The sequence below is a fragment of the Corynebacterium liangguodongii genome, from assembly GCF_003070865.1.
GTDB classification, from domain to species: Bacteria; Actinomycetota; Actinomycetes; order Mycobacteriales; family Mycobacteriaceae; genus Corynebacterium; species Corynebacterium liangguodongii.
This window is the reverse complement of the sequence record NZ_CP026948.1, coordinates 738,194-756,505: the sequence shown is the minus strand read 5'-3', so window position 1 is coordinate 756,505 and position 18,312 is coordinate 738,194. Positions and strand designations below refer to the sequence as shown.

19 protein-coding genes are annotated in these 18,312 nt (G+C 69.0%); 5 read left to right on the top strand and 14 right to left on the bottom strand.

The features are described from left to right. Window positions 1-18: 18 nt before the first annotated feature. From C3E79_RS03635 to C3E79_RS03620, 4 genes are all read right to left on the bottom strand, one after another. Window positions 19-987 (bottom strand): 4-(cytidine 5'-diphospho)-2-C-methyl-D-erythritol kinase, encoded by a 969-nt coding sequence (locus C3E79_RS03635; RefSeq protein WP_108403677.1) that lies wholly within the window; start codon window positions 985-987, stop codon window positions 19-21. Further along, window positions 984-1,835, bottom strand: a complete 852-nt coding sequence (gene rsmA, locus C3E79_RS03630) for a 16S rRNA (adenine(1518)-N(6)/adenine(1519)-N(6))-dimethyltransferase RsmA (RefSeq protein WP_108405031.1) — start codon at window positions 1,833-1,835, stop codon at window positions 984-986. Before rsmA ends, C3E79_RS03635 begins: the two co-directional genes overlap by 4 nt. A 2-nt stretch (window positions 1,836-1,837) precedes the next feature. Continuing rightward, on the bottom strand, window positions 1,838-2,971 hold the full coding sequence (locus tag C3E79_RS03625; protein ID WP_108403676.1) for a resuscitation-promoting factor: 1,134 nt from the start codon (window positions 2,969-2,971) through the stop codon (window positions 1,838-1,840). Between the two features lie 97 nt (window positions 2,972-3,068). After that, window positions 3,069-3,890: a TatD family hydrolase gene (locus C3E79_RS03620; RefSeq protein WP_108403675.1), complete on the bottom strand. Its 822-nt coding sequence runs from the start codon at window positions 3,888-3,890 to the stop codon at window positions 3,069-3,071. Between the two features lie 12 nt (window positions 3,891-3,902). Between C3E79_RS03620 and C3E79_RS03615 the strand changes: the two genes are divergently transcribed. After that, the gene (locus C3E79_RS03615) at window positions 3,903-4,307 is read left to right on the top strand and encodes a DUF3806 domain-containing protein (RefSeq protein WP_108403674.1); all 405 of its coding nucleotides are present in this window, start codon (window positions 3,903-3,905) and stop codon (window positions 4,305-4,307) included. Here C3E79_RS03615 and C3E79_RS03610 read toward each other — a convergent pair. Further along, on the bottom strand, window positions 4,291-5,304 hold the full coding sequence (locus C3E79_RS03610) for a DUF2891 family protein (RefSeq protein ID WP_108403673.1): 1,014 nt from the start codon (window positions 5,302-5,304) through the stop codon (window positions 4,291-4,293). The two genes, C3E79_RS03615 and C3E79_RS03610, sit on opposite strands and share 17 nt — an antisense overlap. 68 nt (window positions 5,305-5,372) lie before the next feature. On the opposite strand from C3E79_RS03610, the gene C3E79_RS03605 reads away from it, so the two are divergent. Next, on the top strand, window positions 5,373-5,840 hold the full coding sequence (locus tag C3E79_RS03605) for a GyrI-like domain-containing protein (RefSeq protein ID WP_108403672.1): 468 nt from the start codon (window positions 5,373-5,375) through the stop codon (window positions 5,838-5,840). A 7-nt stretch (window positions 5,841-5,847) separates the two neighbouring features. Here the strand turns inward: C3E79_RS03605 and metG are convergent, their stop codons facing one another. From metG to rsmI, 3 genes are all read right to left on the bottom strand, one after another. After that, window positions 5,848-7,692 (bottom strand): methionine--tRNA ligase, encoded by a 1,845-nt coding sequence (gene metG / locus C3E79_RS03600; RefSeq protein ID WP_108403671.1) that lies wholly within the window; start codon window positions 7,690-7,692, stop codon window positions 5,848-5,850. 13 nt (window positions 7,693-7,705) lie between these two features. After that, the gene (locus C3E79_RS03595) at window positions 7,706-9,454 is read right to left on the bottom strand and encodes a BCCT family transporter (protein ID WP_108403670.1); all 1,749 of its coding nucleotides are present in this window, start codon (window positions 9,452-9,454) and stop codon (window positions 7,706-7,708) included. Window positions 9,455-9,533: 79 nt separating this feature from the next. Further along, the gene (rsmI, locus tag C3E79_RS03590) at window positions 9,534-10,391 is read right to left on the bottom strand and encodes a 16S rRNA (cytidine(1402)-2'-O)-methyltransferase (RefSeq protein WP_108403669.1); all 858 of its coding nucleotides are present in this window, start codon (window positions 10,389-10,391) and stop codon (window positions 9,534-9,536) included. Here rsmI and C3E79_RS03585 point away from each other — a divergent pair. After that, complete coding sequence (locus tag C3E79_RS03585; RefSeq protein WP_412778863.1) at window positions 10,324-11,982, top strand: dolichyl-phosphate-mannose--protein mannosyltransferase; 1,659 nt, start codon at window positions 10,324-10,326, stop codon at window positions 11,980-11,982. The two genes, rsmI and C3E79_RS03585, sit on opposite strands and share 68 nt — an antisense overlap. Here the strand turns inward: C3E79_RS03585 and C3E79_RS03580 are convergent. Next, window positions 11,969-12,586: a zf-HC2 domain-containing protein gene (locus C3E79_RS03580; protein ID WP_108403667.1), complete on the bottom strand. Its 618-nt coding sequence runs from the start codon at window positions 12,584-12,586 to the stop codon at window positions 11,969-11,971. The genes C3E79_RS03585 and C3E79_RS03580 overlap by 14 nt on opposite strands. After that, a complete protein-coding gene (locus C3E79_RS03575) occupies window positions 12,579-12,986 on the bottom strand; it encodes a DoxX family protein (protein WP_108403666.1) in 408 nt (135 codons plus the stop codon). The genes C3E79_RS03580 and C3E79_RS03575 overlap by 8 nt, the downstream gene beginning before the upstream one ends. A 53-nt stretch (window positions 12,987-13,039) precedes the next feature. Between C3E79_RS03575 and C3E79_RS03570 the strand changes: the two genes are divergently transcribed. Further along, window positions 13,040-13,639 carry a DNA-3-methyladenine glycosylase I gene (locus C3E79_RS03570; protein ID WP_108403665.1) on the top strand — a complete coding sequence of 200 codons (600 nt, stop codon included), beginning with the start codon at window positions 13,040-13,042 and terminating at the stop codon, window positions 13,637-13,639. Here the strand turns inward: C3E79_RS03570 and sepX are convergent. The 4 genes from sepX to C3E79_RS03550 all read right to left on the bottom strand — a co-directional run bounded on the left by sepX (window position 13,636) and on the right by C3E79_RS03550 (window position 17,678). Next, on the bottom strand, window positions 13,636-14,703 hold the full coding sequence (gene sepX, locus C3E79_RS03565; RefSeq protein ID WP_108403664.1) for a divisome protein SepX/GlpR: 1,068 nt from the start codon (window positions 14,701-14,703) through the stop codon (window positions 13,636-13,638). The genes C3E79_RS03570 and sepX overlap by 4 nt on opposite strands. Window positions 14,704-14,787: 84 nt before the next feature. Then, a complete protein-coding gene (locus C3E79_RS03560) occupies window positions 14,788-15,465 on the bottom strand; it encodes a GNAT family N-acetyltransferase (RefSeq protein WP_235840639.1) in 678 nt (225 codons plus the stop codon). A gap of 3 nt (window positions 15,466-15,468) precedes the next feature. Next, window positions 15,469-16,722, bottom strand: coding sequence for a molybdotransferase-like divisome protein Glp (glp, locus tag C3E79_RS03555; protein ID WP_108405029.1), 1,254 nt, complete (start codon window positions 16,720-16,722; stop codon window positions 15,469-15,471). Between the two features lie 17 nt (window positions 16,723-16,739). Further along, window positions 16,740-17,678, bottom strand: a complete 939-nt coding sequence (locus tag C3E79_RS03550; RefSeq protein ID WP_108403663.1) for a UTP--glucose-1-phosphate uridylyltransferase — start codon at window positions 17,676-17,678, stop codon at window positions 16,740-16,742. A gap of 65 nt (window positions 17,679-17,743) precedes the next feature. On the opposite strand from C3E79_RS03550, the gene C3E79_RS03545 reads away from it, so the two are divergent. Continuing rightward, window positions 17,744-18,289: a 5-formyltetrahydrofolate cyclo-ligase gene (locus tag C3E79_RS03545; RefSeq protein ID WP_108403662.1), complete on the top strand. Its 546-nt coding sequence runs from the start codon at window positions 17,744-17,746 to the stop codon at window positions 18,287-18,289. The last annotated feature ends 23 nt before the right edge of the window (window positions 18,290-18,312 follow it).

Sequence of the window (18,312 nt, the reverse complement as noted above, 5' to 3'; positions counted from 1 at the left end):
TAAGCCCCGGCCGCGACATCACTGCACGACAGCGCCCTCAACTGGGCCTTTGGCAAAGACGGCCTCGAACTCGTCGTACTGGTCGTAGATCTCGTCGCGGGTATTGATCGCGCTGAGCGCGTCCTCGCACAAAAGCGCGACGGTCGGCCCGGAGCCGGAGACGATCGCCTTGAGGCCGCGCGAGCCCGCGACGTCGAGCAGGCGGCGCAGTTGGGGGCGCAGCGCCACGGCGGCGGGTTCCAAGTCGTTGTGCAGCGCCGCCGCAACCCGCCGAGGATCCCCCGTCACCAGCGCCTGCGCGAGCCGGGTTGTGCCCATGTGAGGAACCAGCGAGGCGTCCCCGTGGCGCATGTCGTCAAGGCACGCGAAGGTCTCGCCCGTCGGCAGTGCGACCATGGGGTTGATAAACACCCACCAATACTCGCCGCGCGACATCATCTCGCAGAGCTCGTCGCCGCGGCCGGAGCCGAGCGCCGTGCCGCCCTGGAGGCAGAACGGAACGTCCGCGCCGAGCGCGGCGGCTTCTCGCAGCAAGGCCGTATCGTCGAGGCGGAAGCCGGTGAAGTCCTCGACGTAGGCGGCCGCGGCAACGAGCGCCGCCGCGGCATCGGCCGATCCCCCCGCCATACCGCCGGCGACGAAGACGCTCTTGTCCACCGCGAGGTCGACCGGGGGCAGCGGGGCAGGCGCGGGGGCGAGGCGCCGGTAGGCCTCGACCGCGGCGTCGACGGCGCGCCAAGCGAGGTTTCGCGGGGTGTCGATGTCCTCGGTGGGCCGGGTGACGCGGAAGGTCGTCTCCAACCGCGCCACGACGCTTCCCGACGCCACGGCGGGCCGCTCCGGGTGCGCCGCGAGCACGACGACCTCGCGCCGGTCCACCGCCTGGAACACCGTGGAGAGCTCGTGGTATCCGTCCGGGCGGGCCTCACCGACGCCGAGGTGGAGGTTGACCTTGCCGGGTGCGGAGGCCGTGTAGTCTACCGTCATCGCTGCTCCTGCCTGGCAAGGCGGAGGAAGTCGCCCACCGCGAGCTTTTCCCCGCGCAGCCCTGGGTCGATCCCGGCCGCGCGGCAGGCTTCCTCGGCCGCGGCCGCGGTGCCGTAGAGGGGGGCTAGAGTGGAGCGCAGGGTCTTGCGGCGCTGCGCGAAGGCGGCGTCGACAAGCGCGAACGTGCGCTCGCGCAGGCTCCTCTCGGCGCCCGGGGAGACGTCGATGCGCACGAGCCCGCTCTCGACATTCGGCGCGGGCCAGAACACGTTTTTGCCGACGGTCCCGGCGCGGCTGACGCGGCCGTAGAACGACGCCTTGACGCTGGGCACCCCGTAGACCTTCGAGCCGGGCTGCGCGGCGAGCCTGTCGGCGACCTCCTTTTGCACCATGACCAGCACCCGTCGGATCGTCGGGAACTCCTCGAGCAGGTGCAGGAGCACCGGCACCGAGACGTTGTACGGCAGGTTGGCCACGAGCGCCGTGGGCGTTGACGCGAGGTCTGCGCGGCCGACCCGCAGCGCATCGACACAGACCACCTCGAGGCGCTCGGCATAGCATGAAGCGCGCTGCTCCACGGTGCGCCCGAGGCGGCCGGCGAGGCGCGGGTCGATCTCCAGCGCGGCCACGGCTGCGACGGAATCGACCAGCGCGAGGGTCAACGAGCCAAGCCCGGGGCCGACCTCGACGACGACATCGTCCGGCGCAAGATCGGCCGCGGCGACAATGCGGCGCACCGTGTTGGGGTCGTGGACGAAGTTCTGCCCCAGCTTCTTCGTCGGCGCCACGCCGAGCTCGGCGGCGAGCTCGCGCACCTCAACGGGGCCGAGCAGGCGGGAGGGCTCCACCTCTAGCGCAGGCCCAGCTTGGCGGTGCACGCCGGCCACGCGCCCCACCCCTGGGCGGCCTGGGTCTTCTCCGCGATCGCGATCTGCTGCTCGCGGGTGGCCAGATCCGCGGTGGGGGCGTACTGGGTGCCGCCGTAAGCTGCCCAGGTCGAGGCGTTGAACTGCAACCCGCCCTGGTAGCCGTTGCCGGTGTTGATGGCCCAGTTCCCGCCGGACTCGCACTGCGCGATCGCGTCCCACACCGAGCCGCCGGCGACCGCAGGCGCCGCGGCAGACGCGGGCGCGGCAGCCTTCGTGCCTCGCGCGATGACGGCCGGTGCCGCCGGGCGGGTCTGGATGTCCTCGACGACACCGGTGGATTCGACCGCGCCGTTGACCGTCACCGTGCGGTGCACCAGCCGCCGCTCTCCCGGCTTGCCCGGCTCGCGGACCTCTTCGGCGCCGGCGGGCAGGGAGGCATCGTCGACGTAGTGCGCCGGGGCGTCAAACGCGGCGGTCTCGGTGCGCTCCGCCACGTCAACGCGGTCAAGGACGATGCTCATGTTCGGCGTCACCGGCGCGTCGAGCGCGACGTTGAGTCGGTCGTTGCTATCGAAGGTGATTCCGCGGGCGGCGAGCAGGTCGCCGACGGTCTTCGCCGCCTCGGACGTGTAGACGACGCGCCCGGCGTCGCGGATAGAGACGATCTTCGGGGTGGTCACGTCCAGCGTCATCCCGTCGGTGACCTGCTCGTCCGGGTGGGCGTTGAGCGTAGCCGCGGGGGTGATCCCGGCCTCGGCCATGAGGTCGGCCACCGTCGCGGCCGTGGAGGTGAGCTCGCGCTGCGCCCCGTCAATGACGAGAGCGACCGGCTTTGCCGTGCGCACGGTAATGGTATCGCCCGGGTTGAGCGCCGAAGAGGGGGCCGGGTAGACGAGGTCGGCGCCGCCGACGGTCACGCCGGCCGCCTTGAGCGCACCTTCGACGTCTCCGGAGTAGGTGCTCACGGACTTCGCCTCGCCGTTGATGTCGACGGTGACGTCCTTCTGGGCGGCCATGGCGGTGGTGGCGCCGCCGACGAGGACCGCCCCCGCGACGCTGCCGGCGAGGACGCGGCGTGTGGCGGTGGTGGTCGAGTTGATGCGCTGTGCAGCCATGAATTCCCTAACGTCTGGATTTCTCATCTAATAGTCGATGTAACAATACGGTAACAAACCCGTCTTGACAAGCCGCGAACCACGCCTTTACCAGCAGTCACACGGCAAACACGCGTGAGAAGGTCTCCCCCACCTCGCGGGCAAGCTCATCCACGCCCATCCCGCGCGCGGCGGCCACCGCCAGCGCCGTGTGCCCGATCAGCGCGGGCTCGTTGCGCGAGCCGCGGTAAGGCTCCGGGGTCATGTACGGCGCATCCGTCTCGATGAGCAGCTGGCCCGCCGGTGCGAGCGCGGCTGCCTCGCGCAGGTGATCGTTGCGCTTGAAGGTGACGTTGCCGGCAAACGAGAGCACGTAGCCGCGCTCGATCGCCTCCCGGGCGACATCGACCGGCGAGGAAAAGCAGTGCAGCATCACCTCGCGCGGGCGCGGCATCTCCGCCAAGATGCGCATCATCTCTGCGTCGCCCTCGCGGTTGTGGATCATCAGCGCCTTGTCCGAATCCACCGCCAGCTGAATGTGGAAACGGAAGGCCTGCTCCTGCACGTCGAGCGGGGCCGTGGAGTCCGGGTCGTGCGCAATCCAGTAGGTGTCGATGCCTGTCTCCCCGATAGCCACGCAGCGCTCATCGGCGGCCATCTCCACAAGCCGCGCCCGGGCGGCGTCGTCGAGCTCCCCGGCCCGTGTCGGGTGGATCGCGCAGGCGGCGAAGACCCGCTCGTGGGCGCGCGCCGCCGCGAGCGCCAGCTCCGCCTCCTCGAGGCCGTCGCCGACGGTACACATGCGCTCGACCCCTGCGGCCAGCGCCCGCTCGACGAGGGCGCCGGAGTCGTCGCCGATGGAGGCGAGGTGCGTGTGGGCGTCGACAAGCCCGGCGATCGTGCGCGCGGGAGTGGGGATCGGTCGCGGCTTTTTGCTCATAAAGTAGAGCCTATGGCATCTGAAACATTTAGCGACATTGACGCCGCCACGCGGGCGCAGATCGACGCCGACCTCGCCGCCGCCTCCACCCGCGGCATCTCCGGTGGTATCGACGACATCGTCGAATCCTTCGAATCCGTGGTCACGGAGTTCCTCTCGCTCGACGCGGAGCGCAAGCGCTCCTACCCGCGCGGCGAGACCGCCCGCATCTTCGGCACTGCGCTTGGCGACGCCCTCGTGCGCGATCACAACTTCGCCTGGCGCTTGCTGAGCGACGACTACGGCACCGACCTCGTCGTCGCCCGGGGCGAAGGCAGCGAGGAAGAGAAATACACCGCCCCCATCGTCGTCGTCGACCTCCGCTTCGACGACGAGGAGCCGGGGCGGCTGCGGGCGTTTATCACCCAGTTTCTCTAGCCAGCAAAGCGCGCAGCGCGAAGGTCACCAACCAGTGGGTGGACATGAAATCGCCGCTGACGATCTCCTCGGCCACGGCCGCGAGGTTGTCGCGCGCCGCCGCCTCGGCGCGCCGCGCGGCCGGCTCGTCGAGCCATCCCGCCAGCTCCCGCAGGTGCCAGGCGCGCGAGAGAGCCAGGCCGAAGAGGTGGACCGATTTCCCATCCGTCCGGTCGAGCACAGTGGGGGTCGCCAGCAGCGGGTCGTCGGCCTCGCCGAGCCGCGGGAGAAACCTCCCCAGCCAGGCGCCAAACGCGCCCGGGTCCATGACGCGGCGCATGAGGCTCGCCTCACACAGCGCAGCAGAGAGGAAGTCGTTCCCGCTCGGCTCGTAGACCACCGGGTAGTCGCGATCGGCGCCAAACCAGCGCATCGCGTGGTCGACGATCGCCTCGCACACGTCTTCCCGGCCCAGCTCCCGGGCGGAATCCAGCAGCAGCGAGAGGGAAAACGCCGTGTTGTCGTGGACCCCGGTGCGCACCGGGTAGGCAAGCGTGGGCAGCCACTCCAGGAGGTTGTCGAAGACGACCTCGCTTAAAGGCGCCATCGCCTCTGCCCACCGGGGCGCGCCGGGGTGTGACGAGCGCGCGCAGGCGGCGGCAAGCTGCGTTGCCCACGCCCACCCGTAGGGTCGCTCGTAGCTGCGGCGGGCGCGCACGTACTCGGCCTCGACCTGGGTGTGCGCGGGCTGAAGGCGGGCGTCGAGTCGCTGCGCGAGCTCTCCCGCAAGCCCGTCGCCCACGCCCTCGCCGAGCAACACGACGGCGGAGTATTGCATGTGCACCGACGAATGCCAGTCCAGGCAGCCGTGGAAAGACGGGTGCAGCCGGTGCGGGGTGACGTCGCAATCCTGCGGGTCACTCGCAGAGTGCGCCGAGTTCCACGGGTAGTGGCGATCGAGCGCGGAGACAATCGTTGCCGCCCACGGGTCTGCATACGGTGTTATTGGGCTTGACATGGGTTTTTCCTCCTAGAGGCGCAAAGACATGCATGACCGAAATGGTGATTTCCGTATCCTAGGCGGGCATGGAGGCACTCACCCTTGCACCCCACCACGCCCTCGTCGCATCTGACCAGGTAGCACCCGAGGCCATGCGCGACTTCTTCGACCGCTACTACCCCATGCTCGGCGAGTTTTTAGGCTCCGTCGGCGCGAGCCCACTCGCAGCGCGGGCGTATTACTTCTCCCCGCCGGGCGAGGTCTTCGATCTCGCCGCGGGTTTCGTCGTGCCCGCCGGAGACCTCGCTGTCATCTCCCCGCTCGTCGGCGACATCGGCGACGAGCGGGTCACGCTGCGCGCCTTCGACTCCATGGATGTGCTCACGCACAGGGTCACCGCGCCGTACGAGGAGCTGGGGGCGAGATGGGAGTCCTTCTCCCGCGATGCGCTTACTGCTGGTCACAGCTTCGCGGGACTGACCTTCGAAGAATACGTCACCATGCCCGGCGGCGAGGAAGCTCCCGTGACCGACCTCTACATCGCGCTGAGCTAGCTGCCCGCTACTGCACGGGCGCCCAGTCCGGGCCGGTGACACCCAGCTCGGGATCCAGCTTGGCAATGAGCGGCTGGGGTTTCGCCAGCGCCGTGCCGGGGGTGATATCCACCCGGCCCCATACCGCCTTCTGCGCGGCGTAGTCTCCGGTGATCGTCGGGTAGCTCTGTCCCTCGGCGGGCAGGCCGACGCCGACGAGATCGACCGCGATGTCGTCGGCGACCTCTTCGACGCGCGGGGCCGCCGCCCACACGCCCTCGCGCCCGAGCGTCTCGTGGACCTTCTGGGCGGTGTGCGGGATAAACGGGGTGAGTAGGGCGTTGCAGTCCGAGACGACCTGCAGCGCGGTCCAGAGCACGGTGGCGAGGCGTTCGCGCTGGCCCGGGTCCTTCGCCAGCTTCCAGGGCTCGTTTTCCGCGATGTAGGCGTTCGCCTCACCAACGACGTGCATCACTTTCGTGATCGCGGCCTTAAAACGGGCCTTGCCCAGGTCCGCGCCCGCCTCGTCAAACGTGCGCTCCGCGAGATCGAGGATGCGCTGGTCGGATTCCTCCAGCGTGCCCGGCGCGGGCACCTCCCCGAAGTTCTTGTGCGCCATCGAGACCGTGCGGTTGACCAGGTTGCCCCAGCCGTTAGCCAGCTCGTTGTTGACGCGGCGGACGAACTCGTCCCAGGTGAAGTCCGTGTCGTTGTTCTCCGGGCCGGCCACGGCGATGAAGTAGCGCAGCGGATCGGGGCCGAACTCGCGCAGGAAATCCTTCACGTAGATCACCACGCCCTTCGACGAGGAAAACTTCGAGCCCGACATGGTGAGGAACTCCGAGGAGACAACCTCGGTGGGCAAGTTGAGCTCCCCGAGCTCGTGGAGCTGCCCACCCCTGGCACCCTTGCCCGCGTAACCGAGCAGCTCGCCGGGCCAGATCTGGGAGTGGAAGGTGATGTTGTCCTTGCCCATGAAGTAGTAGCCCTCCGTGGCGGGGTCCTGCCAGAACGCCTTCCACGCCTCCGGGTCGCCGGAGCGGGCCGCCCACTCGATCGAGGCGGAGAGGTAGCCTACGACGGCGTCGAACCACACGTAGAGCTTCTTCGACGGGTTGTCCTGCCAGCCCTCGACGGGGATCGGGATGCCCCAGTCGATGTCGCGGGTCATGGCGCGCGGGCGCATATCCTCGAGCAGGTTGAGGGAGAACTTCAACACATTGGGGCGCCAGTCCTCGCGGGTTTCCAGCCAGGCCTTCAAGGCGTCGTGAAGCGCGGGCAGGTCGAGCATGAAGTGCTCGGTCTCGACGAACTTCGGGGTCTCGCCGTTGATCTTGGACACCGGGTTGATAAGGTCTGCCGGGTCGAGCTGGTTGCCGCAGGTGTCGCACTGGTCTCCGCGCGCGTCCGCTGCGCCGCAGATGGGGCAGGTGCCCTCGATGTAGCGGTCCGGCAGGGTACGCCCGGTCGAAGGGGAAATCGCGCCACTGGTGGTCTCTTTAACCATGTAGCCGTTGGCGTAGAGGCCCTTAAACAGCTCTTGGACCACCGCGTAGTGGTTGCGGGTGGTCGTGCGGGTAAACAGGTTGTAGGACAAGCCGAGCCCGGCTAGGTCCTCGACGATTTGCGCGTTGTAGCGGTCCGCGAGCTCCTTGACGCTCACGCCCTCCTTGTCGGCCTGGACGAGCAGCGGCGTGCCGTGCTCGTCGGTACCGGAGACCATGAGCACGTTGTTGCCCGCCATGCGCTGGTAGCGGGCGAAAACGTCCGAGGGAACGCCGAAGCCGGCGACGTGGCCGATGTGGCGCGGCCCGTTGGCGTACGGCCAGGCGACGCAGACGAGGACGTTTTTCGCGGAACCGGAAGAAGTCATAGGCCCAAGTTTACTAACGGCGTGCCTTGACCATTCGGTTGCGCTTGCGGTTTTCCCTCTCCTGCCGCTCACGGTTGACTCGGCGCTCGACCGCGAGCTGGCGGGCGAAGCGCTCCTGCTCCTTCTTGTCCAGGTAGATCGTGTCATTGGAGATGTCCTTGACAATCGCGACCATGAGAGCGATGAGGATGAACAGGAAGGGAGTAGCGGCGACAATGGTCACCGACTGCAGCGCGTTGAGCGCATCGGAACCGCCGCTGATAAGCAGCGTCAGACCGACTACGGCGGTGCCGAGCCCGAAGACCGCGGCGAGCCACGGCTTCGCGTCCGACTTGCCGTTTTGTGCCATCGAGGCCATCACGGTCGAGGCCGAATCGGCCGAGGTAATAAAGAAGGTAGCCAGCAGCACCACGGCAAAGATACCGATGAAAAACCCGCCGGGCAGGGTGTGCAGGAGGCTAAAGAGCTGCTCCTCGGCCGCGCCCGAGCCGTAGATGGAGTTGCCGTCCTGCTCGAGCTTGATCGCGTAGCCGCCGAAGATGGCAAACCAGATCGTCGAGAGTACCGAGGGCACGAGGAGCACGCCGAGACAGAACTCGCGGATCGTGCGCCCGCGAGAGATGCGGGCCAGGAACATGCCCACGAACGGCGACCAGGAGATCCACCAGGCCCAGTAGAAGATGGTCCAGCTAGAGAGGAACTCCCCCGCCTCGCCATCGGCACTCTCCGCGGTGCGCCCGGCCATGAGGAAAAACTGGTCGACGTAGGAGCCCACTGCCGTCGGCAGCATGTTCAAGATGTTGACGGTCGGGCCGACGACGAAGACGAAGATGGCCAGGACCGCTGCGACAAACAAGTTGAAGTTCGACAGCCACTGGATGCCGCGGCCCACCCCAGACATCGCCGAGAGGAGGAAGGCGAGGGTGAGTACGGCGACGATACCAACGGTCAGCCGGGTCGACGGGGTTTCGACAAAACCGGAGGCAGTGAGCCCGGATGTGATCTGCAGTGCGCCGAGGCCGAGCGAGCAGGCGGTGCCGAAGATCGTGGCGAAGATGGCGAGGCTATCGATGATCTGGCCGATCACGCCATCGGCGGCCTTTCGCCCGATGAGCGGGGTAAACGCACTGGATACGAGCTGCTTGCGGCCAAGCCGGAAGGTAGAGTACGCGATCGCGAGACCGATGATGGCGTAGACGGCCCAGGGGTGGAGCGTCCAGTGGAACATTGTCTGCGCCATGGCCGTTCCCACCTGGTGCTCGGGCTGGCCTGGCACGCCATCACGGTACATGCTCAGCGGCTCCGAGGCGCCATAGAACATCAGGCCAATGCCCATGCCCGCGGCGAACATCATCGCGATCCACGAGGTCGTCGAAAACTCGGGCTGCTCATCGTCGCCGCCGAGGCGGATGGAGCCGAAGTTGCTCAGCGCGACGGTGAGGATGAAGCCGACGAAGACTGTGCCGAAGAGGACGAAAGCCCAGCCGACATTGTCGATCACCCATCCGAAGGAGGTGTTGGCGAAGGCGGCGAAGCTCTCCGTGCCGGCGAGGCCCCACGCGACCACGGCGGCGACGATGACAACGATGGGGGCGACGATGCCGAAGTTGATCGGGGCGTTTTCGTCCTCCGCCGCGGACTCGGCCGGGCCCTGGCCCGGCTGCGCGACGAACTCGACGCCGTGGCTATCGGCCTCGATGAGGGCCGCGAGCTCGCTCGTTGCCGATGGCGACGCGGCATCGGGGGTGTCCTGGTGGGTCATCCCTCATTCTCCTTCCAACGATATATCAGGAAATCCAAATAATCGACGAGAAGCAGGCTACCCTAAAGTCACCCCAATGTTAACCGGAGCCGCGGGCAGCCAGCGTGGCGTCGTAGAGCTCGCCCGCTTTCACCCCGGCGCCGTGGGCGACCTCTTTGACCACATCCTTGAGCCGCTCGCCGCCCGCCACGCGTTCGAGCACGGCGCTGACTAGCGAGGCGGGATCCGCCGCGCGCGGCGCTGCCCCCTCGATGACCACGGTGATCTCCCCGCGCAGCCCCTCGGCCGCCCACTCCGCGAGTTCCCCGAGACCCGCCCGCTTGACCTCCTCGTAGGTCTTGGTCAGCTCGCGGCACACCGCTGCGCGGCGCGCGGTACCGAGCACGGCTGCGGCGTCGCCAAGCGTGGCCGCGATGCGGTGCGGGGACTCGAAGAAGCACACCGCGCGGCGCTCATCGACGAGCGTTTCCAGCCACGCCCGGCGCGCGCCCTGCTTCCGCGGGGCAAACCCGTCGAAGATGAACTGGCCCACCCCCAGTCCGGAGAGCGCCAAGGCAGTGGTCACCGCCGAAGGGCCAGGGATACACGTGACGGGGATGGCGGCGTCATGCGCGGCGGCGACAATCGAGTGACCGGGGTCGGAGACGAGTGGCATGCCCGCGTCCGTAACCACGAGAACCATCGACTCCCGCGCGGCGTCTAAGAGTTCGGCGACGCGACCGTCCTCGTTGTGGTCGAAGTTGGAGACCAATCTCCCGCCGATGTCGACGCCAAGAGCCGCGGCGAGTTGGCGGGTACGGCGTGTGTCCTCCGCGGCGACGACGGCTGCCTCCGCGAGGGCCCGGGCGAGCCGCGGCGAGGCGTCGCCAATGTTGCCCAGCGGCGTCGCCGCGAGCACGATGCCCGCAGCAGGGGCGGATTTGTCGTACTCACTCATGCGCACCAAGGGTAATATCCCCGGGGTGAGACCGGCCACCGCACCAGCCCCGAAACCAGCACGGGCCCTAGCGCCCACCCGCATCCCCGCGACCGCGCCGTGGACGAGGCGGGATACGGCCTCACTGGCCATCATCGCGGCGCTGGCGCTGTTTACCCGCGCAATCGGCCTGACCCAGCCCACGGCCGGTGGCACCCCCGTCTTCGACGAGAAGCACTACGTCCCGCAAGCCTGGGACATGGTGCGCTCCCACATCAACCCGATCCTCGGCGGGATCGAATCCAACCCGGGCTACGGGCTCGTGGTCCACCCGCCGCTGGGCAAGCAGCTGCTCGCCATCGGCGAGGCGCTCTTCGGCTACACCCCGCTGGGTTGGCGGGTGATGCCGGCGCTGTGCGGGGCGGGCGTAGTGGTCTTCACCTGGCTTTTGTGCCGCCGGCTCACCCAGTCGACCACGCTGGCGTTTCTCGCCGGGCTCATTGCGGTCTTCGATGGTGTTTTACTCGTCAGCTCGAAGTTCGGCATGCTCGACATCTTCCAGGTGCTCTTTGTCGTCGCGGCCGCCTGGACGCTGGCGGGCGACATGCGCGAGGTCCACCAGCGGATGCGCCGCGCGGCGATCACCGGAGAGCTTGGGCCGCGGCAGGGGTTTCGCTGGTGGCGCTTCGCCACCGGGGTGCTGCTCGGCTTGGCGCTGAGCGTGAAGTGGTCGGGCCTGTACTACATCGCCTTTTTCGGCCTACTCTCCTCGTTCTGGGACCTGTGGCTGCGCCGCCGCTACGGCGCGCGCAGGCCCGTTGTGGGCACCCTGCTTCGCGACGTCCCCTCCGCCCTCGCCTCCCTCGTCGCCGTGCCCGCACTCATCTACGTGTGGTCCTGGCGCGCCTGGTTTGCCTCCGAAACCTCCGTCTACCGCCACGCCGCGACAGACGGCACCATCGCTGGATCCGATTGGCCGTGGCTCGGCGCCCTGCCAGATACCGTCGCGAGCTGGCTCTACTACCACCTCTCGGTGGCGGAGTTCCACGCCTCGCTGACGTCGTCAAGCGGGCACAGCCATCCCTGGGATTCGAAGCCGTGGGCGTGGCTGGCGGGCGCCCGGCCGATCCTCTACTACTCCGCCACCGACATCGAGTGCGGGCAGCGCACCTGCCGGGAGATGATCTTCCTCTTCGGTACCCCAGCGATCTGGTGGCTGACCGTGCCCGTGCTGCTGTGGGCCGGGTGGGTCTGGCTCACCCGGCGCGACTTCCGCGTCATCGTGCCGGTCATCGCCTTCGGCGCGGGCTTCCTCCCCTGGCTCGCCGCCTTCGACCGGCAGATGTATTTCTTCTACGCCACCGCGCTCGTGCCGTTTTCCATCGTGCTCATCGCCACCGCGCTCGGCTCCCTCGCCTCCCTCGGCGCCCCGGTGCGCAGCCCGCTGGTCCGGCGCGTGGCGGGATACCCCATCACGAGCGGGCAGCTCGCCGTCATCGGCTACCTCGCGCTCGTCATCGCCATGTTTGTCTACTTCGGCCCGATCCTCTACGGCGTGCGCATCCCCGATTCCTACTACAACTCGATCATGTGGCTGCCTAGCTGGCGCTAGGCTCCGCTCCGAGCAAGCGCCACGCGCGCGTCAGACTCGCCCCGCGGTCCACGGCCAGCGTGCCCAGCAGCGCGAGGAGAGTGGGCACGAGGACGGCGACGTAGGCGGTGGAGACCGGTGCCACCCCGAGCACCGCGTCGCGCACCACAAACCCCACCGTGAAGGTGAACATCGTGCCCACCACCAGGGCGATCCCGGGGATCTGCGCCGGGCGGTAGGCCGCGAAGACCAAAGCACAGGCCACGCCGAAGCGGACGGAGGCGGCGCCGGGGTCGTCGATAAGCGCGATGCCCCAGACCACCCACAGCAGCGCGCACGCGGCCAGCGCGACCCGCCCCAGGGTAAGGAAGACGAAGCGGCGCTGCGCGAAGGCTCGCCACCCGTCCTCCACCCCGGCGAGGATGGCCGCGGAGAGGTCCTCCGGGGGGACCAGGCCGCGCTCCGGGACGTCGAAGCTGCGGGCGAGCGCGGCGGCCTCGCGGTAGAAGGCGCGGCACTGCGGGCACTGCGCGACGTGCGCGTCTACCACGGCATCATCAATCCCAGTCTCTTCCCCGTCCACGCGGGCGGAGAGCGCGGCGCGGACCTCCTCGTGGCTAAGCACGGGTCAAGACCCCATCCATGCTCGCCCGCCCGGCCCCGAAAACGACGACGGTGATGAGGCTCACCGCGAGAACCAGCGGGTATTCCACCCCGCCCGCCTCCGCGAAGAAGCCGCTGTCGAGGTGGACGAAGTAGGCCGCCGCGGCGACGAGCAGCGCGAGCACGCCCGCCACCAGCGTGGAGAGCAGCCCGATGATGAGCAGCGAGCCCCCGATGAGCTCGACGGAGGAGGCGAGCGCGGCGCTGATGCGCGGCTGCGGGACCCCCCAGGCGGCGAACTGCCTGCCGGTTAGGCCAATGCCGGTGTCGAACCAGCTGCGGTACCCCCGCGCGACGAAGACGGCGCCGAGGCACACGCGGAGCGTCAGGAGGGCGAAGTCTCGGACCGCGGGCCTGTTCATGCGACTTAGACTACCCCCGGAACCTGCGGGCGTGAACTACAGTCCAATAAGGTATGGCACTGAAAGATTCCGGACCGATTGTGTGCGACGACGGACGCGCCCGCCCGCCCTGGGCCGCGAGCGATCCGCTGCTGCGCGCCTACTACGACACCGAATGGGGCATGCCCGTGCGCGATGAGCGCGGCATGTTCGAGCGGGTGTGCCTGGAGGGGTTCCAGGTCGGCCTGTCGTGGCGGGTCGTGCTGGCCAAGCGCGACGCCCTGCGCGGTGCGTTCTATGGATTCGACCCGGACAGCGTCGCAGGTATGGGGTCGACGGAGCATTTGCTTGGGGACGCCTCGTTGATCCGCAACCGCGCGAAGCTTAACGCCGTGGTAAAAAACGCCCGCGCCACCGTGGCCCTACGCGCGGAGGGCACGCACCTAGGCGAGTTCGTCTGGGGTTTTAAGCCGGATACGACCCCGGCGCCGCTCACGATGGAGGATGTCCCCACCTCGTCGCCTGAGTCCAAGCGCCTCGCCGCGGAGCTGAAAAAGCGCGGCTTTAGCTTCGTCGGGCCGGTGACGATGTACGCGCTGATGGAGTCGACCGGGGTGATCGATACCCACCTGGTGGGCTCGTGGCGCCGCGGCTGTTCGGGGGTATGGGCCTAGCTGGCGTAGCCGTAGCTCACCGGGGCCTCGCGGTGGTATCCGAGCTGCGCGAAGTCCGGGCTGTCGTCGTCGAGCTCGACGATGACGGCGCCGGGGCGGCGGCGCTGGGCGCCCGCCCCCGCGGAGGCGACGCCGAGGCGGGAGCGGCGCAGCTGGCGCACGCGGCGGGCGTGCAGGGCGCGCTCGGCGCGCACCACGGAGCGCAGCGCGGCCATGAACCACACCGTCAGCGCGATGGTGACGGCGGGGGCGACCCACACCCAGCCGCCCGCGACGAAGGCGGCGACGAAGGCCACGACGTCGGCGACGATGAGCCCGAGGAGCGTGCGCTGGCGGCGGCGGAACCTGTCCTGCCGCGCCGCGCGCTCGCGCTCCGGGTCCCAGCCGCCGCGGCCGAGGCGGTTCTTGGCAAAGGCGACGTCTTCTTCCGTCAGCTCGTCGTGGGCGTCGTGCTCCTCGGCGGCCGCGTCCGCTGTATCTGCTGTATTCGCTGCATCTGCTGTATCTCGTGTATCTACAGCCTCTACTGTATCCACAGTATCGACAGTGGCTTCGGCGTCCTCGGTAGCCACCGCGTTAGCCTCGGTGCCTGCGGTGCCCTGAGAGACCTCGAAACCAAAGTCCTCGGGAGAGCCGTAGGACTCATCGATGGCGTAGGGCTCGGCTGGCTCCGCGGGCTCGCCCTCGTGCTCGTCCTCCCGCAGCACGCTCAGCGCGGTCGAGCCGCCGGCCTCCTCGACGACCTCCCCATCGAGCACGCTCACCGCGGTCGAACCCCCGGCTGCGGGGGCGGTCTCCTCGCGCGGCTCCACGGCGCGCTCCACTTCCACGGCCTCGACCTCCTTAAAGCCCTCCTCATCGCCGGAGTGGCGGTGCACATCAGCCGGGGTGAGCTTCGGGCGCCGGCGCTGCGCGACCGGCTCCGCGCCGCTGTGGAGCACGCGGGTGGCATCGAACCCGTCGCCGGAGTGCCGGATCGGCTTGTTGTTGCCCATGACGATCGGCGCGAGCACGATCACCCAGACGACGATGATCAGCACGATAATGAGGCTGAGGCTGCCCATGCGGGGTGGCCACCTTTCTGGTCTATAGACGAGGCAGATAAAACCGGTAGACCAAAGGGTATCGGGGCGCGGCCCGCCCCGGGCTCAGGCACGCCGGGAGATCTTCCCGGCGTTGACAAGCCTATCGACGGCCCCGGCGCGATAATCGTCGCAGTTTTGCGCCACGAAGTGGTGGTCCTGCCACCGCCCGTCGATGTGGAGGTTGTGCCGCAAGAACCCCTCGTGGCGGTAGCCGTTGGCCAGCAACACCCGGCCCGAGGCCGGGTTGGAGGGCAGGTAGGTCGCGGTGACGCGGTGCATCCCGACGGCTTCGAACGCGAGGTCGGTGCCGAGCGCGCACGCGGCGGTGGCCACGCCGCGGCCCATGTAGCCGGAGTAGACCCAGTAACCGATCCAGCACTCGCGCACCGCGCCGTGCTGGATGTTTCCCAGCGTGACCTGCCCGGCGAAGCACCCGTCGAGCTCGATGGCGAGCGGGACGACCACCCCGTCTTCGGCGAGCGCGCGCAGGCTCGCCCACGTGCTGCGCCACGCCGTGCGCGAATGCGCCTCCGCCCAGGTGCCCGGCACTGTCGGTTCGACGGGGCGCAGCCACGCCTCGTCGGCGCGGCGCATGCGGCACCACTGTGGACCATCCGCGCTGCGCAGCGGGCGCAGGCGCAGCGAGGAGGCGTCGCTAAGCGTGACCTCGCGCGTGGCCACGGGCCACCCGGGGTGGCGCGGCGCCGGGCGGGGCGCGAGGAAGGCGAAGATCTCGCGCACGGCCTAGCCCTGCTGCAGAAACTCGACGTCGACGACGTCTCCGGGGCGCACCGCGGTGGTCTCTTCCGGGATCTTGATCAGTGCGTTGGCCTCGGCGAAGCCCGCCAGCAGGTGCTCGGGCGCGCCGCCGGCCCCGCTTAAGGCCTGGACGAGGTAGTCCCCGGTCTCGGCGTCGCGCATGAGGCGGCCGCGCACCAGCCCGAGTCGCCCGGGCAGCGATTCGACGGGGCCGAGGCAGCGCGCCTTGACGCTGCGGCGCGTTGGCACTGCCTTGCCCAGCGACTGCCTGATCGCGGGCCGGAGGAATGTCTCGACGATGACGAGCGCGCTGGCGGGGTTCGACGGCAGGAGGAAGACCGGCACGCGGGCATCCCCGAGCAGCCCGAAGCCCTGCACGGAGCCGGGGTGCATGGCCACCCGCGTGGTGTCAATATCCCCGAGCTCACGCAGCGCTTCCTGGACGGGCTCGCAGCCGCTGCCGCCGACCGCGCCCGTGATGACGAGCATTTCGCTTCTCGACGCCTGGTGGCTTATCGTCTCCTTCAACCCGCGCGGCTCCGCGTTGATGATGCCCGCGCGCGTGACCGCCGCCCCGGCCTCCTTCGCCGCCGCGGCCACCGCGTAGGAGCACACGTCGAAGACCTGGCCCAAGCCGGGGTCGCGCTCGATGTCGACGAGCTCGAGGCCGTAGGACATCACGGTCACGCGCGGGCGCGGGTAGACGAGCACCTTGTCGCGCCCCGCCGCGGCCAACAGCCCAATCTGGGCGGGGCCCAACACGAAGCCCTGGCGCACCGCGATGTCGCCGGGCTGGATGTCGTCTCCGACCTTGCGCACGAAATCCCCGCTCTTCACCGGGCGCTGCGGGACCATTCTCCCCCGGCCGCGGTCGCTCCAGTGGAGGGGCAAGACCGCGTCGGCCAGCGTCGGAAGCGGCGCGCCGGTGGCGACCCGGACCGCCTGCCGAGGCTGGAGGCGCAGCGGCTTTTGCGAGCCGGCCGGCACCTCGCCGACGACGGGCAGGGAGCGCTCCCCGGCGCGCTGCTCATCCGCACCAAGCGCGACTCCCCCGCCCACGTCGACGGCCCGTACCGCGTAGCCGTCCACGGCGGCCTGCGGGAAGCCGGGCAGCGGGTTGGACGCGGCGACCTCCTCGGCGCACATGAGGCCGAGGGCGTCGGTGATGCCGACACGAATCGGCTCCGGCACCGGCGCGGCGTCGAGCACCATCGCCAGCTGATCGTCCACGCTGCGCATCGAGGGCATGACCGGCATCATAGCTGCGGGTTTTCGGCCTCGTACTCGCTGATGATCGCCTTGATCGCCGTGTAGAGGGCGGGGCCGTAGGTCTTATCGTGGAGCCCGAAGTCGACGTTGGCGGGGATGTAGCCCGCCGGGTTGCCGAGGTCGTGGCGCTTGCCCTCGTGGACGACCACGTGCACCGGGTGGCCCTCCTGGATCATCAGCTCGATGGCGTCGGTGAGCTGCAGCTCGCCGCCCTTGCCGGGGGTGATGCGGCGCAGCGCGTCGAACACCGCGCGGTCAAGGAGGTAGCGGCCCACGGCCACCAGCGTCGAGGGTGCTTCCTCTTGGGCCGGCTTTTCCACCATCCCGCGGACCCGCTTGACGCTAAACCCGTCGAAGTGGCCGTCGATCTCCTCGACGTCGAACACGCCGTAGTTGAAGACCTCCTCCGGGGTGACGTTGTAGGCGCAGAGCACGGAGCCGCCGAGCTCGTCTCGCACCTGCGCCATCTTCTCCATCGCCCCGTTGGGCAAGACGAGGTCGTCGGGAAGCATGACCGCGACGACGTCTTCGTCATCGTCGAGCGCGGCCTCGGCGCAGCCGACCGCATGGCCCAAGCCGAGCGGCTTTTCCTGCACGACGGAGACGGCCTCGATGAGGTTGGTCGCGCGCTGGACCTTCTCCACCTGGGTGGTCTTGCCGCGCTCGGCAAGCGTGGCGCAGAGCTCGTCGAAGTTGCCGAAGTGTCGCATGATCTCCTGCTTTTCGGGCGCAGTGATAATCGCCAGGCGCTGCGCCCCGGCCTGCGCCGCTTCCGCCGCGATGAGCTCGATGCCGGGGGTATCAATCACCGGCAGCAGTTCCTTGGGCACCGTCTTGGTCGCCGGCAGGAACCGAGTTCCCATCCCGGCGGCCGGTACGACGACTGTCCGAATTCCATGAGAGCTAGCTTGACTGGTTGCGCGCATAATCTAGCAGCCTACCCGCGCGCGCAGCGAGGCTTGATGAGCGACCCGTGTGTGACAATGAGGGCATGGATGCAAAAACGGTCATGCGCGAAGAGCACCTCGCTTATCGACGCCACCTGCGCACCCACCCCGCGCTCAAGGGCCCCCTCGATGCGGCCATTGTCTCATACGCGGTGGACCTCGTGGCATCGTTTGGGACCTCTTGCGGCCGCATCAACGTCGCAGCATACGAGCCCTACCCCTCCGAGCCAGGGGGAGACGGGCTCGTCCCGGCCCTCGCGGGGGTCTCGCGCAGGTTGTTTCTGCCCGTCACGCTGCCGGAGGGCCGCCTGTCTTGGGTGGTGGCGGGCGGGGACGGGCCGCGCTACACCTCGCGGGTGCTCGCCTCCTGCGGCGTCGTCTTTGTCCCCGCCCTCGGCGTCGATGCCTCCGGCCTGCGCCTGGGCAAGGGAGGCGGCTACTACGACCGGGCGCTGGCGGGGTTGGACGCCTATACCTGCGCCGTGGTCTTCGAGCGCGAGCGCGTCGCGAGCGTGCCAGCCGAGCCCCACGACGTCCGCGTGCGCGCCGTTCTCAGCGAGCAGGGCGTGCGCGCCGTGGAACCGATGTGACCCCGCGGCAGTCCAATAGTGGT

Bases quoted from the DNA above. Each gene is read 5' to 3' on its own strand.
- C3E79_RS03595 (WP_108403670.1), bottom strand. From the start codon at position 9,454: ATGACCCACCAGGACACCCCCGATGCCGCGTCGCCATCGGCAACGAGC.
- C3E79_RS03585 (WP_412778863.1), top strand. From the start codon at position 10,324: ATGTTGCCCAGCGGCGTCGCCGCGAGCACGATGCCCGCAGCAGGGGCG.
- C3E79_RS03550 (WP_108403663.1), bottom strand. From the start codon at position 17,678: ATGCGCGCAACCAGTCAAGCTAGCTCTCATGGAATTCGGACAGTCGTC.
- C3E79_RS03635 (WP_108403677.1), bottom strand. From the start codon at position 987: ATGACGGTAGACTACACGGCCTCCGCACCCGGCAAGGTCAACCTCCAC.
- glp (WP_108405029.1), bottom strand. From the start codon at position 16,722: ATGCGCAGCGTGGACGATCAGCTGGCGATGGTGCTCGACGCCGCGCCG.
- C3E79_RS03625 (WP_108403676.1), bottom strand. From the start codon at position 2,971: ATGGCTGCACAGCGCATCAACTCGACCACCACCGCCACACGCCGCGTC.
- C3E79_RS03575 (WP_108403666.1), bottom strand. From the start codon at position 12,986: ATGAACAGGCCCGCGGTCCGAGACTTCGCCCTCCTGACGCTCCGCGTG.
- C3E79_RS03620 (WP_108403675.1), bottom strand. From the start codon at position 3,890: ATGAGCAAAAAGCCGCGACCGATCCCCACTCCCGCGCGCACGATCGCC.
- C3E79_RS03545 (WP_108403662.1), top strand. From the start codon at position 17,744: ATGGATGCAAAAACGGTCATGCGCGAAGAGCACCTCGCTTATCGACGC.
- C3E79_RS03570 (WP_108403665.1), top strand. From the start codon at position 13,040: ATGGCACTGAAAGATTCCGGACCGATTGTGTGCGACGACGGACGCGCC.
- metG (WP_108403671.1), bottom strand. From the start codon at position 7,692: ATGACTTCTTCCGGTTCCGCGAAAAACGTCCTCGTCTGCGTCGCCTGG.
- C3E79_RS03615 (WP_108403674.1), top strand. From the start codon at position 3,903: ATGGCATCTGAAACATTTAGCGACATTGACGCCGCCACGCGGGCGCAG.
- C3E79_RS03610 (WP_108403673.1), bottom strand. From the start codon at position 5,304: ATGTCAAGCCCAATAACACCGTATGCAGACCCGTGGGCGGCAACGATT.
- C3E79_RS03605 (WP_108403672.1), top strand. From the start codon at position 5,373: ATGGAGGCACTCACCCTTGCACCCCACCACGCCCTCGTCGCATCTGAC.
- sepX (WP_108403664.1), bottom strand. From the start codon at position 14,703: ATGGGCAGCCTCAGCCTCATTATCGTGCTGATCATCGTCGTCTGGGTG.
- rsmI (WP_108403669.1), bottom strand. From the start codon at position 10,391: ATGAGTGAGTACGACAAATCCGCCCCTGCTGCGGGCATCGTGCTCGCG.